Consider the following 16,112-nt stretch of genomic DNA (forward strand, 5'->3'; position numbering starts at 1 on the left):
AACCTCCGCCGTTACAAAACATTTTTCACCATTATTCTACTTGTCCGGCATTCAGGATTTGGTTCCAACTGCCTCCCCCGTCTTCGGAAATGAAAGCATGGCCAGCCGCTGTATAAATGGCGATTTCATCCGTGTTGGATGGATTTTGTGCAATATACAGGATGCCATCTTCCGGCAGATCGGGCAGTTCGAGTGCCTGTTGTTCGCCGTTTTCCCAAGTATACGTGATAAGCTCAGCTTGTGTACCGTATGTTGCATAATACAATGCGCTCTCCCCGAAGAACACAGCGGTTCCGTAAATTCCCTCTTCCGTCACTGGCGTGAAACTGTCACCGCCGTCTTCAGACAGAAAAATCCCTTCTGTCGTAGCCGCAGCAATCAATTGTGAATCATCCGGATGCATCGCGAAAGAAGAAACTTCGCCATCGAGTCCTGCTCCTTCCACCTCTTGCCACTCTTTCCCTTCATCTTCACTGCGGAAATAGCCCGGCCCCATCTGTGAATTTTCCTGCGGATTCATGACAAAGAGGTGATGGCTGCGATAGCCGACCGCCATGCCATGGAAATCGGTTTCCCCTTCAAAACCCATGTGGTCGAGTGAGCGGCCGCCGTCTTTGCTTCGCTGTATGCCGATCGGATTCTGCATCATCGATCCAGGACCTGGGTGGCCGGATGTGAAAAAGCCGTCATCGACTGCGTTGAAGCCCATGTAATCATGAAAATGTTCACTGGTTTCCAGCCATTCCCCGTCGCGGTAAATCTTCAAGCCGTGATGCGATGCAAAATACAGCCCTTCCTCATTTTCGATAAAGCCCATACCGTGGACATGGTCCATGCGGCCATCGAACGCGACTTCAAAATCCTCTGAAGTCTCGGCAGTTCCATCTGTTTCATTCGTTTCAGCGGCTCCATTATCCACAGCGGTTTCTGCTTCTGGCGGCTCCGGCCCATCTTTCTCTGTGCATCCTGCAAGCAGCACACCCGTCATAAGAGGCGCCAATATCCATTTTCTGTTCATTAAAATCGCCCTCCTGTCATTCAATTTTAATTTATTGTACTAGAAAAGTTTTGATTTTTTGTGCAGATTCTGCACAGTATTTGCACACTATGTGGGTACAGTGTACAGACTATAGTGAAGAAAGAGGGATTTCAATGACAAAGAATAAATTTTTGTTGATGACGATGTCAACTTTAACCGCGATTACGTTAGCGGCATGTGGAGATACGGAAGAAGACGCGGTAAACCCAGCCGATCCGGACAATCAGGTCGAGATGACTGAAGAAATGGATGAAAATATGGATGAGGAAGATATGGGGCATGGAGGCATGGAACATTCCAGCGATGGAGAAGTGCCGGAAGGGCTGGCCGAAGCTGAAAATCCAACATTTGAAGTTGGCAGCCAGGCAATCATGAGTGCAAATCATATGCCCGGCATGGATGGGGCTGAAGCGACTATCGCCGGTGCCTACGACACGACCGTTTACGCCTTGAGCTTTACACCGACTACCGGCGGCGAGCCGGTCGAAAACCATAAATGGGTCATCCACGAAGAGTTGGAGGATGCTGGCGATACGCCCCTTTCAGCCGGTGATGAGGCCGTCATTGCCACAGACCATATGGAAGGCATGGAGGGCGCCACTGCCATCATCGATTCTGCCGAAGAAACCACTGTCTACATGGTCGACTTTACAACGACCGATACTGATGAAGCCGTCACCAACCACAAATGGGTGACCGAAAGTGAATTATCTGCACAATAAATGAGACATCTTCTGCGTTTTTGCGCGGGGGATGTTTTTTTGTCTTTGGATGAACAGATTTCCTAAGCATAGCTGTGTTTTTCGTGTCTTCATCCGGTTTGTGGGCGTTCCGATGGATTTATGGGCGGTCAGCGAAATTTATGGGCGTTCAGGAGATTTTATGGGCGCTCGGCCGAATTTGCAGTCGTAAGAGACGATTCCACTCCCATCAACCATGCTGAACAAGCTTAGTCCTTTAAAAGAGCGATATCTCCGCAGGAAGCCTCAATCCCCGTTCTCTCACCTATGGTATTATTACAAAAAAGCACATACGCTTGAAGGAGCTCTGCACCATGATCCAATTTCACAAAGCCGATATCCAGAAGCGGCCCTTTCAGCCAACTAAAGCAGTGAACCTGAAGATGATGATGATCGGTTTGATCGGCTTTCTGATTTTGGCGATTGTCCTGGTCATCGGTATTTTTCTTGATTATTTCATCACCGATGCCTTGGAAACGCAGCTTGGTGAGCAGGCGTTGAGTGTGGCAGAGAGTGTGGCCCTCAATCCCGATATTGCACTCGCCTTTGAAACAGCAGATCCGGCGGCAATTATCCAGCCGCTTGTTTCCCCGATCCAGCAGTCCACCAATGCCGAGTTTATCGTCATCGGCAATACGGATGAAATCCGCTATTCCCACCCCAATCCCGAGCAGATCGGCAAGAGAATGGTCGGTGAAGACAATGAACGCGCATTGCTCTACGGCGATTCCTACGTTTCCAAGGCTACCGGTTCTCTCGGCAATTCGCTGCGCGCCAAGGTACCGGTTTACTCAGGAAATGACATTATCGGTGTGGTCTCGGTCGGCTTTCTTGCAAATGATATCCAAACGCTGATCGGCGGTTATAACCATGAATTATGGTTTATGCTGGTGATCATCGGCGCTGCCGCAATTGTCATGGCTATCGCAATTGCCACCTATATCAAGCGGAAGTTGCATGGACTCGAGCCTGAGGAAATTTCCCGCCTGCTGTTTCAGAAAGAGACCATCCTGCAGTCGACCCATGAAGGCATTATCGCAGTCGACGATACTGGGAGAATCACCCTGCTCAATCAGATGGCACAGCAATTGCTCTTCGGCAACGGCCAGGATGTAGACAAACTCATTGGCCGACCGATCCGGGAAGTCCTCCCCACTTCTGATTTGCCGGATATTCTGAAAATCCGTACGAGTCACTTTGATCAGGAAGAGGTCTATGGCAGCTATGCGGTCTATGTAAATTCAGGTCCGATTTATTATGAGGATACGCTGGTTGGCGCCGTTTCCACTTTCCGCAATAAAACCGAAATCGACAGGCTGACGAAGGAGCTGTCGCATGTAAAGCAGTATGCCAATGCATTGCGTGCCCAGACGCATGAGTTTTCCAATAAACTTTATACCATTTCAGGGCTGGTCCATTTGAATAAAAAACAGGAAGTGCTTGATTTTATTCGACTGGAGCATGATATTCAGCAGGAATGGATTCAGCAGGTCATCGACAAAGTGGCCGATCCGCTGATCAGCGGCATTTTGATCGGCAAGCTCAATCAAGCAAGCGAGCAACAGGTCCAACTGGTGATTGATCCCGATAGCCGGCTGAAGACCACTTTATCGGAGCCGCAAAGCCGCGCTTTACTGACGGCGATTGGCAACTTGATCGACAATGCGCTGGACGCTGTGAAAGACTGTGCGCCTGACAAAAAGCAGATTGCGTTGTACTTCACGGATGTCGGAGATGATATTTTGCTTGAAATCGACGATTCAGGCCCGGGAATTCCAAACGGACAAGCGCCGATTTTATTTGATAAAGGTTTTTCATCGAAACCGGGCAGGGACCGCGGCTATGGCTTGAGTACCACCAGACACCTGATCGCCCTTGCCGGCGGCGAACTGCATACAGAAGAAAGTGAACTCGGCGGAGCCTGCTTTGTCGTTTCATTACCGAAAAAGGAGAATAACTTATGAAACAGGAGCTCCATGTTTTGATAATTGAAGATGATTTTCGGGTAGCCGAGATCAACCGGCAACTGGTGGAACAGGTCACGGGCTACCAAGTGGCCGGCGTCGCGAAGACAGGCGATGAAGCGATGGACTTCCTCACCAACAGCCAGGAATTGCCGGATCTGATTTTGCTGGATGTTTTTATTCCTGACCGTAGGGGTCTTGAAATGCTTCGGGAAATCCGCAGCAACTTCCACCCGATCGACGTGATCATGCTGTCGGCTGCGAAGGAAGCGGGAACAATTGAAGAAGCATTGCGCTGCGGCATCTTTGATTACCTCATCAAACCGGTGGATTTTTCCCGCCTCGAACAATCCCTTCTGCGGTACAGCGAACAAAAAGCATTTCTCGCTTCCCGCCAGGAGCTGGAACAAACGGACATCGACAGGCTGATCGGCATCGAGCCCATTGCCATTCTTTCGGAAACAGTTGATGGCGAACTGCCTAAAGGCATCGATCAGCTGACTTTGGTCGGTGTTATGGAAATTTTGCAATCTTCAACTCCAGCAGGCATCAACGCCATGGAAACAGGAAAAGCGGTCGGCGTCAGCCGCTCCACTGCCCGGCGCTATCTGGAACATCTCGTATCCATCGGCGAAGCCAAAGCACAATTGAATTACGGAGAGATCGGCCGTCCCGAACGGCGCTACATTCCGTGGACAAAATGATCAAAACCATCAAAAAGCTCATTAGTTCCCTTAATTGAATAATCTTATTTTTCAAATCCTTCTGTGCTAAGTTTAGACCCATAACTTAGAAGCAGAAGGATTTTGTATTGAATACATATTTTGTATGCGGTTACAATTCTTCCTTCATTTTAAACTTTTAGCCCCGAGGAGGAATTTTCATGTTAAGTATTATTGGATTATTGACTATTGTGGTCATTGTCGCATTGCTCATCAGCAATAAAATCACACCCATCGTTGCGCTCGTCCTAGTACCGATTGTCGCTGCCTTTGTTGCGGGATTCAGCTTTGCAGAAATCGGTGATTTTTTCAATAGCGGCATCGAGTCCGTGATGAGCGTCGTCATCATGTTCATCTTCGCTATCCTATTTTTCGGCATCATGCAGGATGTCGGCTTGTTTGACCCATTGATCAATAAGATGATTGCCGTATCACGAGGCAATGTTATTGCAGTGGCAATCGGAACCGTGTTGATTGCAGCCGTGGCACAGCTTGACGGATCAGGCGCTTCCACTTTCCTGATCAGTATCCCGGCTTTATTGCCATTATACAAACGCTTGAAAATGAACCCTTACTTACTGCTGTTGCTGGTCGGGATGTCCGCCAGCATCATGAACATGCTGCCATGGGGCGGTCCCCTTGGCCGCACCGCCGCTGTTCTGGGCGTCGATGTCACAGAACTTTGGCGGCCATTGATCAAAGTCCAGGTGATCGGCTTAGTGCTGCTGATCGGACTTGCGGTTTTATTGGCCATCCGTGAAAAACGCCTGATCGCCAAACGCGGAGATTTCAATCAAGAAATTTACGAAGAAGCGCAGCCGCTTGTCGAAGGGGCACAAGATGAAGCGTCTTTGAAAGCCGCTTCCTTGCGCCGTCCCAAACTTTTGTGGGCCAATACCATCCTTGCAGTAGCCGTCATCGGTGTTCTCGTGTGGGGTATCATTCCTGCGGGATTCGCCTTCATGATCGGCGTCAGTTTGGCATTGCCGCTCAACTATCCGAACATGAAAGATCAGATGGAGCGCATCAAAGATCATGCACCGAACGCATTGTTGATGGCAGCCATCATTTTGGCGGCCGGTTCGTTCCTCGGCATTCTGAACGGCACCTTGATGCTCGATTCGATCGCCAATGACTTGGTGAAAGTTTTGCCTGCTTTCGTCATTCCGTATCTCCACATCATCATCGGATTTTTCGGCGTTCCATTCGATTTATTGCTCAGTACCGACGCTTATTACTTTGCATTGTTCCCGATTGTAGAACAGGTGGTTACGGCGTTTGGCGTGTCGTCGCTATCCGCTGCCTACGCTATGATCATCGGCAACATCATCGGCACGTTCGTCAGCCCGTTCTCGCCGGCGCTTTGGCTGGCACTCGGATTGGCCGGGCTCGAAATGGGCCGCCATATCCGCTACTCCCTCCCAATCATGTGGGGATTCAGCATTGTATTGCTTGGAATTTCGATTTTGATCGGTGTTGTGTAAGAAAATAGTATAGGAGCCAGACACAGTTGACCTGTGGCTGGTTTTTTTGTGGAGATTTGTTGAATTTTCAAACGTCCTGAGGAAGTATTTTATACAATATGCACGCTTACCAAAAAATACGCACGCACAAACTAACTTATGCACGCTCAGCCCTGAATGCACAAAAAAGCACGGCAGAAAAATCGCTGCCGTGCGCTAAAGAATTCAAGACAGCAGCGGAATCCGCTCACTGTATTGGTTGATCAGCTGCGTGTTGTGTGCATCTGCCCCGTCGATATTGCCGCTGAGGAAAATGGGTGGTGGAAAGCCGGCATCTGCCATTTTCTTGATGGCTTCCGCAAAAACGGCATTCAGGATTGTTGCGCCAACGACGGTCGATGTCGGGCCAAACGGAACGTCGACACCTTCGTACGACAGGATTGCGTCTCCTGCCACTGAATGGTTGTCGATGACCAGGTCCACCGAGTCGAACAAGTACTTGCCGCTTTTGTGGCGCGAAGGCTGACTGCCCGAATACGCAAGCGACGTGATGCCGATGACGAATGCCCCATTTTCACGTGCGGATGCTGCGACGTCCACCGGCACCGGATTGCGGCCGGAAGTGGAGATCACAAAGACCACATCATCCGGACCGAAATCCTGTTCCTTCAGGAAACCTGCCGCATACTCATTCTGTCGCTCCAGCTGGGATGATTGGACCGCTCCTTCATGGAGCATCAGCGGCTCCACGAAAACCGGCTTGATCGGCACCAATCCGCCGGCGCGGTAAAACACTTCTTCCGTCAAAATATGCGAATGCCCGCAGCCGAATAATTGGATGATGCCGCCCGCCTGAATCGCGGCCGCCACTTTTCCTGCCGCTTCCAGCATCGCCTGTTTTTCATTTTTCTCGACAAGCTCCAGCCGTTCCTGTGCCTGCTTGAAGTAATTGCTTAGCATTGTATCAGCTCCATACGGTTGTAAGTTTCTATTTCCCTAAAGATCGTTTTGCTTCTTCAATCAGTTTCACCATGTTGGCCAAAGCGACTTCAATAATAGCTTTTCCTTTTTCCTTAGTCGCCAATGTCGCATCTCCCAAAACTGCAGTAGCCGTAAACTCTTCCCAAGGAGTCGGTGTCACGTCTGCACTCATTGGGATGTCCGGTATGTCGGAGACGGCTTTGGTCATGTCCACATACTGCTCTGCCAAATATAACATATAGGAAGTTTCAATTTCACAGGCATGGAAGTAGCTCTCATGGGCCGATGGGGTTTCCCTCAGCTCATCTGTGATTTTTTTGACGCCCGGATAGAATAGGTACAGCACTCTCAGATTTGGCACCGTCTCGTATAGTTGGCGAGCTGCTTCCTTGATTGCCACAGCATTTCCGAGATGGCCATTGAGCATGACGAAGACTTGGAAACCTTGATGATGAAGGCTCACACCGATGTCACAGAGCAAACTGATCAGGGATTGATTGCTGACAGTGATGCTGCCAGGAAAGTTTTTCAAGCTCCATACTTGGCCATACGGCAAGGTCGGCAATACCAAAGCACCCGTTTTCCCGGCCACTCTTTCCGCCAGCTGTTCCGCTAAATAATTGTCCGTCCCGAGCGGCAAATGCGGACCATGCGCTTCAACCGCTCCAAGCGGCAGGATCGCCACTTGGCTTTGTTCGATTTTTTCTTTTATTTCATAAGAATTCTCATTTTGAAAAATCAAAGCTGTTCGCCTCCTACTTATTGAACGTGAAACACCGCTTTGGGTTTTCGACGAAGAATTTATGGATCAGTGCTTCTCCCTCAAAACCCTGGCGGCTGGCGTCGTCAATAAACCGCGGCACCCATTTCGCTATGATGTATTCAAGCCCAAGCCCGTAATCGTAATGCTTGTAATAAGACTTCCTGGCCGTGTCTCCGCTGACCAGGATTTGGTTTTCATAACCTTTTTTCACCAGTTCCAGTATGCACTGGATGCGTGTGCTTTCAGGTGCGTATTTGATTTTTGCGATTCCGTCAAAGCTCAGGTATGCACCGGTTTTCGCAATCTGTTCGTGGTAATAGGGATCCGGGTTGCGGTCCATATGTCCGAAGCTCATATAGGACAGGTCAACGCCTTCCGACTGAAGCAGTTCGATCTGCTCAAGTCCCATCGTTCCGGCTTCTGTATGCGAGTGAAGCGGAGCTTTCGTTTCCAGGTGAGCCTGCGCCACAGCCCGCAACGTCTTTTCTTCGAGGGGCGAAATCCGGTTGTAGCCTGTGCCGAACTTCACTTGTCCTGCCTTGTAGGACGTGCCTTCAAGCCCCTCTTCCACTTCCCGTATGACAAAATCAGTCAGTCTGTTGACGCTTGCTGCGTCGATCCATTCACTGTAGGTCCGGTAATCGCCGAGGACCGGTTTTAACCGCTCACTGATTCCGGCATCCCATAAAAAGCTTTTATTGAAACCCGCTGTCCCAACAATATGGATGTCTAATTCCTCTGAAATCTCTTTGACCGCCTGGACATCCCGGCCATAGTCGACCGCTGTTGCATCGACGATCGACTTGCCGCCATAGCGTTTAAAGTCTGCGACATCCAGTTTGGATTTTTCCTTGTCATCGAGCAACAGGTCATCCGCTTGTTTTTCAATCCAATAGGCCGGACGGCAGACAATGTGCTCGTGGGAATAAGTAAACCCAAGGTCTTCCGGCCGAATGTCCCCGCGTAATGTCCGAACAAAAGCCATTTTTCTCCCTCCTTCATTAAAGACTACAGCAGCAATTGAGCCAGCAAACGAACAATCGGTCCCAAAATGAACATATCCGAATCCGCTGCCCACATTGCGGTGTCCGGAACTGTATCAGACAGCAGAAAGCGGACCGTGATGAATTGGCCCCATGCGACAATCGTCGCCGTGACAAATCCACCCATCACCGCTCCCCGCACACCGCCTGTTAAGTTGCCGAAGACACCGGCCGAAGCAGAGTGGAAGAACAAGACGATCATCGTCGGTACAAAGATATAGCCTACCGCATTGCCCAGAACCACCAGCCACAACAAGGCCCCAACAAATGAACCGAGAAACCCGAGAATGACGGCATTCGGTGCATATGGAAAGAGAATCGGATTATCAAGTGCCGGCCTAGCGCCAGGAACTATTTTTGTCGCGATTCCTTTAAAAGCTGGAACTATTTCACCGATAAACATCCGAACACCTGTCAGCACCACTGCAATCCCTGCCGTAAACGTAAATGACTGGATGATGGCGTAGACGATGAAGCTCTGGTTGCCCGAACTTGCTACCAATTCTGCCGCGCCCGGAGTATCTTTGAAAGATACGATGATGGCTCCGGTCAGGAACAACAAACCCATCGTCAATGCCGTGATAACATTGGAATCTCTCAAGAATTCCAGGCCTTTCGGCAAATTGATCTTCTCTGAATCATTTTCTTTATTGCCCCAAAGCATTCCGCCAAACGCCGCCAGCAATGCGACGGAGGCTGATGTATGTCCTAGGGCAATATTGTCATTCCCCACGATTCTCCGCATGAATGGTTGTGTCAATGCCGGCTGTACGGTCCAATAAATCCCCATAATGATTGACAGGAAAATCACTAGTCTCCAAAACGATACATCAGGAGAGGTATGAACTGCGATCCCTGCAAAAATCGTTGTTGTCCAAAACATCATATGTCCGGTCAGATAGATGTATTTCAGCTTGGTAAAACGGGCAAGCAAAACGTTCAATAGGAACCCTAAAGTCATCGCCAATGTGACTGCGCTGCCGTAATCGTTATTGAACATTTCCTGGCCCATGTATTCACCCAATGTTTCCCCTGACAGATTGAACACTTCTTTCCAAAGTGGTTCAAAGACCGTCAACGCACCAACGATGATGCCGGCACCGGCACTGATGATCAGGAAGCCGATAACCGCTTTAAAGGTTCCACTTACCCTTTGGCTGGCCGTCTTTTTTTGAAGCAATAAACCGATTAGGACAATGATCCCCAATAAGATGGCCGGAGTTCCGAACACGTTATTCGCTAACCAGAAAATAATATCCATAGCCGTTCTCCCCCGCTTAGTAATTTATTTGCTGTTTGTTTGCCTATCTTCATTGCGCAATATTGGCGTCTATCGCCGATTTGATTTCTTCTACATCGAAATAGTTGTTTACCACAATTACTTTTGCCGGCTGATCCTGGAGGCTTTCAGCCAACTCATTGCTGGTGATGATATAATCAGCTGACATGCTCGTCGCTGAGGACAAATCGATATGTTCGACATCCGCCATGATATTCTTTTCATTCAATGCTTCTTCCACATTCATTTTTAAAATTAAGCTTGTTCCTTGTCCCAGACCGCATACACATAAAATCTTCATTGTTAATTCCTCCCTATAATTTGTTGTAGTTCTTCATAGCTGGACAGCTCTTTCAACTTCTCTACATTTTCAGGTTTGCTTAAAAGAGCTACAATTTTCTTCATGACCAGCAGATGCTCTTCGCTTGAAGATGCTCCTAAAGCAAAAATGAAACGGACCGGATCATTGGTTTCACTTCCAAATTCAATTGAGTCCTTTAACCGGACAAATGAGACGGATGCTTCTTTAACACCATCTTCTGGCCGGGCATGCGGCATTGCTATTTGAGGTGCCAATACAAAATATGGGCCGTTTTTCTGATAGGACTCCACCATGGCATCGACATATCTCGGTTCAATTAAATTTTCATCCACCAGCAAAGCTCCTGCCGCACGGATTCCTTCTTCCGGAGTGGCTGCCGGCAGGTCAAGTGCCACCAAATTCTGTTCCAAAAATTTCATAGCAAAATTCCTTTCTCTATTGGGGATCGCCAAAACCAGTTATTCCGAATGGGAGGCAACCACGCTGTAAATCTCTTCAGGAGATTCCGCATCCATCAGTTGATTTTTTGTTTTGTTATTGTTCAGAAGTTTGGTCAGCTGGCGCAATGCCTTCAAGTGGCTGTCTCCATCGATTGCCGCCAACACAATGACCAGTGCCACCGGATGGGTGCCGTTCTGTGAAAATGGTACATGTTCCTTCAACTGCAACAAACTCATCGCCAGTTTTCCCACTCCTTCGTGGGGACGGGCGTGTGGAATGGCTACATAAGGCGAAATTACTACGTAAGGCCCCATTTCAAGTAAGGGATCTATCATCGCCTGGATGTAGTCTTTAGTTATCGACTTTTCCTGCAGTAACGGCTGAGCAGCTTTTCGGATGGCCTCCTGCCAATCTCTCACTGTGGGAAGGCATTGAATGTGGGCGATCGGCAGGAGATCTTTCAAGTCAGGTTTATTCACTTCTTTCATCTTCAGCGGCTGCTGTTGAAGGTAATACTGCAATTCATTCTTTAAGGCCGCTTCATCTTTTACATCGGCATGCTGCCGGATGATGTCCATCACCACCGTTAACGAATTGGGCTGCGGAGCCTTTACACCGAGATGGACATTTACCTTTTTCAGCAGCCGTTCTTTTTCTGCTTCAGTCAATATGGGACTGACAACAAACACCGGTTTTTCTTTTTCAGCAAGTGGTATGGTTGAAATGATAAAGTCTGCTTGATGCTCCATTTCTTCATAATCCCTCAACGACACACAACCAATGATGTCGACCGTCGAAAATAGCCCTTCTAATTGATGTTGCAGCAGACGTGAAGTTCCAACTCCCGTATTGCAGACGACTAGCGCATTTTTTCGAGTGGCCGGTTTTATGCCCATCTTTTCCATCCAGCCTCCAAAATGGACTGCAATCAAGGTAAGTTCTCCATCATTGATCGATTTTCCAGTGGCTTTCTCTAAATGCTTGGATACTTTTTTCGTAAGCAGGAATACATCCGGATACTTTTCCTTAATCGAGGCTTCTAGGCTGATATCAGCCTCTAACCCATATAACACCCGATAATATGCTGTTTTGACATGCAACAATAAATTTCGTTCGACCTCTATCCGATCTTCGAAAAGGAGGCAGGCATACTTTTGAAAATCGGTAACCATTTTGGTCACTACATCCAATAGAACTTTGTCGCTTTGATTAATATCGTTTTCGAAAATCATTGGCGAAAATTGGACTCTTGAACTCAGGAGATGTTTGGTAATATAGAAAACCTCTTCTTCGGGAAATGCAATTTGAAACAAAGCAGTCAATTTTTCAGCTATTTTTTGAGCAGCTTCGTATTCCTTTGACTCTGACAATACTTGACGTTCGATGGGGTCAACTTCAATTTTTTTGCCTTGCTCAAGTCTGCGGACAAATAGGAGGAACATGAAAGACAAACTATGAAGAAAATCATCTGTATATCGGATGCCTAATTCTTTTTCACTGTCAGCAATGATTTTCTTAACCTCTTCTGCTGTTTCAACTGCCAAAGAATCAGTTTTTCCGTTCTGTCCATTGAAAATGATCGGCAATCGCCTAAGCAGCCCCTGCCAAGTTTGCTTGAATATAAACTGCTGCAAATAAAAGACGGCTGCCCTGCGTTTGTTTTCTTCCATCCCACTGATGACATATCCGGATTTCCTGTCGAACTCCAGCTGCAGTCCATAGTTTCCTAATTCACTCTTTAACCCTTTCACGTCTTCAATTGTGGTATTTCGGCTGACCCTTACCTTCTCCGTTAAATGCTCCAGATACAAAGGCTTATTTCTAGCTAATAAATAAAGAACCAGGCAAGCTCTCCGTTCTTTTACCGAGTATTCATACTGCCAGTTCTCCATCGCACCTAATTTCTCTGGAATTTCAATTGCTATTTTTTGATCCAATTGAAATCCGGCTGAACGTACATGTTGCACGGCCGGAAGTTCCTGTGCTTCCAGCCAATCATTGATTTTCCCGATGTCGTAATAGATGGTGCGTCTGGAAATCTTGAAAGTTTCCATGATTTCGTTAACGGTCACATAACTTTGGGCCCGGGATAAATGCGATAGTATAGCTTGGCTGCGTTGATCCAGAACCATCTTTCACCCCTTCTTTCTTTTAAAGTGTTAAACAGAATTAATTAATCTGAATATTTAGTTAACTAAACTATATACCCAATTCAAGAAAAAGTGGAGACCAAATGCTTCCTCTTGTTTTGTGCAAAACTGGACTGTGCAAAAAAAAAAAGCAGTCAAAATCCTAGGATTTTGACTGCTTTATCAGGTTACTTCATCGTGTCCACAACAGCTGCTTACGCTTTTCCAAGCCCTTCAGCCACAATCAATTCGTCGACTTTGGCCATCAGGGATTCTTCGTCGCTGCCGTCAGCTGTGATGGTGATGCTGTTGCCTTTTGAAACGCCGAGTGACATGACGCCCATGATGGATTTCAAGTTAACTTCTTTTTCTTTATAAAGCATTTTTACATCTGCGGAAAACGGTGATACCGCTCCCACTAATTTTGATGCCGGGCGTGCATGAAGACCTTCTTCGCTTGTGATCGTATAGCTTTTTTCAATCATACTTTTCTCTCCTCTAGTGTTGGTTTCTTTTCTTCAGAACTTCATTGGTTCGAAAGCCTGTGCGTCTAACGCTTGATGTCAGTCGTAAATTTGTAGCGGTCTGCACGGTACGTGCTGCGGACCACTTCGAATGGCTGTTCACCGGCCAAATAACTGATGCGTTCAATCATCAGAATGGCTGCGGGTGCTTTGATCTGCAGCAGCTCCGCGTCTTCTTTTTTCACAAGCCCCGCTTCCATGCGCTGGATGGCGCGGCTGATTGTCAGCTGGTGATCTTTTTCGATCATCGCATACAATGAGCCCTGGAAGGAATCCTGGTCCAGCTCAGGAAAGCGTTCGACCGGCAGATAGGTGCGTTCGATGGCCATCGGTTTATCGTCCGCAAAACGGATGCGTTCCACAAAATAGACTTTGTCTCCTTGCGCCAGCTGCAAGTCAGCCGCAATGTCCGATTCCGGCTCCAGGATTTCAAAGCCGATCAGCTTGCTGCTCGGCACCATCCCACGCGCCACCATATCCTCCGTAAAGCTCGTCAAGCCATTTAATGGCTGCTCCACTTTCGGGGAAGCCACAAATGTGCCGCGCCCTTTTTCCCGGTACAGCAGTCCATCATTAACCAGATTGGTGATGGATTGGCGGACGGTCATCCGGCTGACGCCAAAGCGCTCGGTCAGTTCGCGTTCAGAGGGAATCGCTGTGCCGATCGGAAAGTCGCCTTGCTCGATCTTCTGCTTCAGCTGCTCTTCTATTTGAATATAAATCGGAATCGGCGATTGTTTGTCCAGCACAGCGTTCACTCCTCTTCTGCCTCTGCCAGCGCGTAGGCATCCCGGTCTACAATCAGTGTAACATTATTGTGTTTCCATAAAAATGAAGCGGGAAAATCTTTGCTGACGCGGCCGTCCAAAAAGCGCTTCACCGCTTGCGCTTTCTTTTTGCCGGAAGCCAGCAGGAGAATCCTTTCACTTTTCAGGATCGACTGGATCCCCATCGTAATGGCGTGGGTCGGCACTCTGTCGCGGTCGCTGAAAAAACGTGCATTGTTGTTTCGTGTAGATGCTTCAAGCTGCACGCAATGGGTCAGGCTTGTCTCCGGCGTTCCTGGCTCGTTAAAGCCGATATGGCCATTCGTTCCCATACCCAGTATCTGCAGATGAGGCGGTCCGACTTCATCGATCAACTCTTCGTAACGCTTGCATTCCGCTTCCACCGGCAATGCTTTGCCATTTGGAATATGGGTGTTTTCCAGCGCAATATCGATGTGCCGGAATAGTTTTTCATTCATGAAATGGCGATAGCTGTTCGGATGGTCACCAGACAGCCCACGGTATTCGTCCAAATTGATGGTTTGGACATGCCGGTAGGAAATTCCTCGCTCCCGAACGCCTTCAATCAGTTTTTCGTAGAGGCCGAGCGGTGTCGATCCGGTTGCGAGCCCCAGCACCGAGTGATTATTGTCCAGGATTTGCTGTTCCACCAATTGTGCCGCCCTGCTGCTCATCTCTTCGTAGTTTTCGACTCGTATCAGTTTCATCACAGTCACTCCTTCGTATAAGCGATCGTTCCTCTGCATATGGTCATCTGGACATTGAAATTGTCATCAAGAATCGTCACATCGGCATCCGCACCAGCCTGCAATCTGCCTTTATTCGCAAAGCCCAGCTCTTTCGCCGCATTGGCGGAAGTCATGGCGACCAGCTCGTTCAGGCTGCAGCCGGTGATCGACTGGATGTTTTTGGCCGCTGTCTCCATCGTCAGGATACTGCCGGCCAATGTGCCATCGGCAAGCCGCGCATCCTTTTGGGTGACCTGCACATCCTGTCCGCCTAAATCGTATACCCCAGGCGCCAGTCCTTTTGCACGCATGGCATCGGTGATGAGGATCAATCGCTCTGCACCTTTTTGGCGGAAAGCCAATTCAACAGAAGTCGGATGGCTGTGGATGAAGTCTGCGATCACTTCCACCGATAAGCCGTCCTCTGTCAAAGCAGCACCCACCACTCCCGGATTGCGGTGATGGAATGGGCTCATCTGATTGTACAGATGAGTGACATGGCTCGCGCCCGAACGGACAGCGGCCTGTACTTCCTCGAGTGTTCCGTCTGAATGGCCAATCGACGCAACCACCCCTTCGTCTGCCAGGCTTTTAATGAACGACAGTCCGTTTGCCGTTTCCGGAGCCAGCGTCACCAGCCGAATTTGGTCACCGCTGAGCTTTTGCCATTTCCGGAATAATGGATAGGACGGTTCGGCGATATGCTCAATCGGCTGTGCGCCTGCGCGCTTGTCGGAAATGAACGGCCCTTCCAGATGGACGCCCAGCATTTCAGCCTGCCCTTCCTGAGCCTGGAATTCACGAATGTTTTCCAATGCTGCCGAAATGGCCTTGTCCGTTTGAGTCATCGTCGTCGCCAAAAAACTCGTTGTGCCTTCTTTCGGCAGCGCACCAGCCAGGCCATTCAACGCTTCCGGTGTAGCATCCATGGCATCGTGTCCCGCAGCACCGTGGATATGGACATCAATAAACCCAGGAAACGCCATCCAATTTTTGCCGGTTGCATCCACATGGAGATCAGCATGCGCTTCAATTGTTTCTGCGGCACGGCTTATTTTTCCGCCTTCCACGAGGATATCCCCTGTAAAACTCTCTTCAACAGCATCCGCAATCGTGATGCCGGAAATCAATATGCTTTTAGTCATCTGGACCACTCCTTGCGAAAAACCAGGAAAATCGCTGTGGA

Annotated in this window: 16 protein-coding genes; 4 read left to right on the forward strand and 12 right to left on the reverse strand. The window is 48.6% G+C overall.

The features are described from left to right. Positions 1-31 precede the first annotated feature (31 nt). Positions 32-1,018 carry a F510_1955 family glycosylhydrolase gene (locus ACRC6Q_RS12980; RefSeq protein WP_431466750.1) on the reverse strand — a complete coding sequence of 329 codons (987 nt, stop codon included), beginning with the start codon at positions 1,016-1,018 and terminating at the stop codon, positions 32-34. A gap of 134 nt (positions 1,019-1,152) precedes the next feature. Between ACRC6Q_RS12980 and ACRC6Q_RS12985 the strand changes: the two genes are divergently transcribed. The 4 genes from ACRC6Q_RS12985 (at position 1,153) to ACRC6Q_RS13000 (ending at position 5,949) form a co-directional block, all read left to right on the forward strand. Continuing rightward, positions 1,153-1,761 (forward strand): YdhK family protein, encoded by a 609-nt coding sequence (locus tag ACRC6Q_RS12985; RefSeq protein WP_431466751.1) that lies wholly within the window; start codon positions 1,153-1,155, stop codon positions 1,759-1,761. Between the two features lie 332 nt (positions 1,762-2,093). Then, positions 2,094-3,743: an ATP-binding protein gene (locus ACRC6Q_RS12990; RefSeq protein WP_431466752.1), complete on the forward strand. Its 1,650-nt coding sequence runs from the start codon at positions 2,094-2,096 to the stop codon at positions 3,741-3,743. Beyond that, entirely contained in the window at positions 3,740-4,447 is a 708-nt protein-coding gene (locus ACRC6Q_RS12995) for a response regulator (RefSeq protein WP_223635100.1), read from the forward strand. Before ACRC6Q_RS12990 ends, ACRC6Q_RS12995 begins: the two co-directional genes overlap by 4 nt. Before the next feature lie 179 nt (positions 4,448-4,626). Further along, complete coding sequence (locus ACRC6Q_RS13000; RefSeq protein WP_223635098.1) at positions 4,627-5,949, forward strand: CitMHS family transporter; 1,323 nt, start codon at positions 4,627-4,629, stop codon at positions 5,947-5,949. A 204-nt stretch (positions 5,950-6,153) separates the two neighbouring features. Here ACRC6Q_RS13000 and ACRC6Q_RS13005 read toward each other — a convergent pair whose 3' ends face one another. The 11 genes from ACRC6Q_RS13005 to nagA form a co-directional block, all read right to left on the reverse strand. After that, on the reverse strand, positions 6,154-6,888 hold the full coding sequence (locus tag ACRC6Q_RS13005) for an SIS domain-containing protein (protein ID WP_223635096.1): 735 nt from the start codon (positions 6,886-6,888) through the stop codon (positions 6,154-6,156). 28 nt (positions 6,889-6,916) lie between these two features. Continuing rightward, positions 6,917-7,651: a creatininase family protein gene (locus tag ACRC6Q_RS13010; RefSeq protein WP_298825066.1), complete on the reverse strand. Its 735-nt coding sequence runs from the start codon at positions 7,649-7,651 to the stop codon at positions 6,917-6,919. Between the two features lie 13 nt (positions 7,652-7,664). Next, positions 7,665-8,657 carry a phosphotriesterase family protein gene (locus ACRC6Q_RS13015; protein ID WP_223635090.1) on the reverse strand — a complete coding sequence of 331 codons (993 nt, stop codon included), beginning with the start codon at positions 8,655-8,657 and terminating at the stop codon, positions 7,665-7,667. Positions 8,658-8,680: 23 nt separating this feature from the next. After that, positions 8,681-9,976, reverse strand: coding sequence for a PTS ascorbate transporter subunit IIC (locus tag ACRC6Q_RS13020; protein ID WP_223635087.1), 1,296 nt, complete (start codon positions 9,974-9,976; stop codon positions 8,681-8,683). A gap of 49 nt (positions 9,977-10,025) precedes the next feature. Then, a complete protein-coding gene (locus ACRC6Q_RS13025) occupies positions 10,026-10,295 on the reverse strand; it encodes a PTS sugar transporter subunit IIB (RefSeq protein WP_223635084.1) in 270 nt (89 codons plus the stop codon). 2 nt (positions 10,296-10,297) lie between these two features. Continuing rightward, complete coding sequence (locus ACRC6Q_RS13030; RefSeq protein ID WP_223635081.1) at positions 10,298-10,735, reverse strand: PTS sugar transporter subunit IIA; 438 nt, start codon at positions 10,733-10,735, stop codon at positions 10,298-10,300. Between the two features lie 39 nt (positions 10,736-10,774). Beyond that, complete coding sequence (locus ACRC6Q_RS13035; protein WP_223635078.1) at positions 10,775-12,889, reverse strand: BglG family transcription antiterminator; 2,115 nt, start codon at positions 12,887-12,889, stop codon at positions 10,775-10,777. A 212-nt stretch (positions 12,890-13,101) separates the two neighbouring features. Beyond that, positions 13,102-13,371, reverse strand: a complete 270-nt coding sequence (locus ACRC6Q_RS13040; protein ID WP_298825044.1) for a phosphocarrier protein HPr — start codon at positions 13,369-13,371, stop codon at positions 13,102-13,104. Between the two features lie 65 nt (positions 13,372-13,436). Then, positions 13,437-14,159 (reverse strand): GntR family transcriptional regulator, encoded by a 723-nt coding sequence (locus ACRC6Q_RS13045; protein ID WP_298825041.1) that lies wholly within the window; start codon positions 14,157-14,159, stop codon positions 13,437-13,439. A gap of 5 nt (positions 14,160-14,164) precedes the next feature. Further along, positions 14,165-14,905: a glucosamine-6-phosphate deaminase gene (nagB, locus tag ACRC6Q_RS13050; protein WP_298825038.1), complete on the reverse strand. Its 741-nt coding sequence runs from the start codon at positions 14,903-14,905 to the stop codon at positions 14,165-14,167. Between the two features lie 5 nt (positions 14,906-14,910). Then, positions 14,911-16,071 (reverse strand): N-acetylglucosamine-6-phosphate deacetylase, encoded by a 1,161-nt coding sequence (gene nagA, locus ACRC6Q_RS13055; RefSeq protein WP_298825035.1) that lies wholly within the window; start codon positions 16,069-16,071, stop codon positions 14,911-14,913. Between the last annotated feature and the right edge of the window lie 41 nt (positions 16,072-16,112).

This window comes from Planococcus sp. SE5232, assembly GCF_050686535.1.
Classification (GTDB): domain Bacteria; phylum Bacillota; class Bacilli; order Bacillales_A; family Planococcaceae; genus Planococcus.

Excerpts from the sequence above, each read along its gene's own strand:
- ACRC6Q_RS12995 (WP_223635100.1), top strand. The coding sequence starts at position 3,740 with ATGAAACAGGAGCTCCATGTTTTGATAATTGAAGATGATTTTCGGGTA.
- ACRC6Q_RS12990 (WP_431466752.1), top strand. The coding sequence starts at position 2,094 with ATGATCCAATTTCACAAAGCCGATATCCAGAAGCGGCCCTTTCAGCCA.
- ACRC6Q_RS13040 (WP_298825044.1), bottom strand. The coding sequence starts at position 13,371 with ATGATTGAAAAAAGCTATACGATCACAAGCGAAGAAGGTCTTCATGCA.
- ACRC6Q_RS13015 (WP_223635090.1), bottom strand. The coding sequence starts at position 8,657 with ATGGCTTTTGTTCGGACATTACGCGGGGACATTCGGCCGGAAGACCTT.
- ACRC6Q_RS13030 (WP_223635081.1), bottom strand. The coding sequence starts at position 10,735 with ATGAAATTTTTGGAACAGAATTTGGTGGCACTTGACCTGCCGGCAGCC.
- ACRC6Q_RS13000 (WP_223635098.1), top strand. The coding sequence starts at position 4,627 with ATGTTAAGTATTATTGGATTATTGACTATTGTGGTCATTGTCGCATTG.
- ACRC6Q_RS12980 (WP_431466750.1), bottom strand. The coding sequence starts at position 1,018 with ATGAACAGAAAATGGATATTGGCGCCTCTTATGACGGGTGTGCTGCTT.
- nagB (WP_298825038.1), bottom strand. The coding sequence starts at position 14,905 with ATGAAACTGATACGAGTCGAAAACTACGAAGAGATGAGCAGCAGGGCG.
- ACRC6Q_RS13025 (WP_223635084.1), bottom strand. The coding sequence starts at position 10,295 with ATGAAGATTTTATGTGTATGCGGTCTGGGACAAGGAACAAGCTTAATT.
- nagA (WP_298825035.1), bottom strand. The coding sequence starts at position 16,071 with ATGACTAAAAGCATATTGATTTCCGGCATCACGATTGCGGATGCTGTT.
- ACRC6Q_RS12985 (WP_431466751.1), top strand. The coding sequence starts at position 1,153 with ATGACAAAGAATAAATTTTTGTTGATGACGATGTCAACTTTAACCGCG.
- ACRC6Q_RS13035 (WP_223635078.1), bottom strand. The coding sequence starts at position 12,889 with ATGGTTCTGGATCAACGCAGCCAAGCTATACTATCGCATTTATCCCGG.
- ACRC6Q_RS13020 (WP_223635087.1), bottom strand. The coding sequence starts at position 9,976 with ATGGATATTATTTTCTGGTTAGCGAATAACGTGTTCGGAACTCCGGCC.
- ACRC6Q_RS13005 (WP_223635096.1), bottom strand. The coding sequence starts at position 6,888 with ATGCTAAGCAATTACTTCAAGCAGGCACAGGAACGGCTGGAGCTTGTC.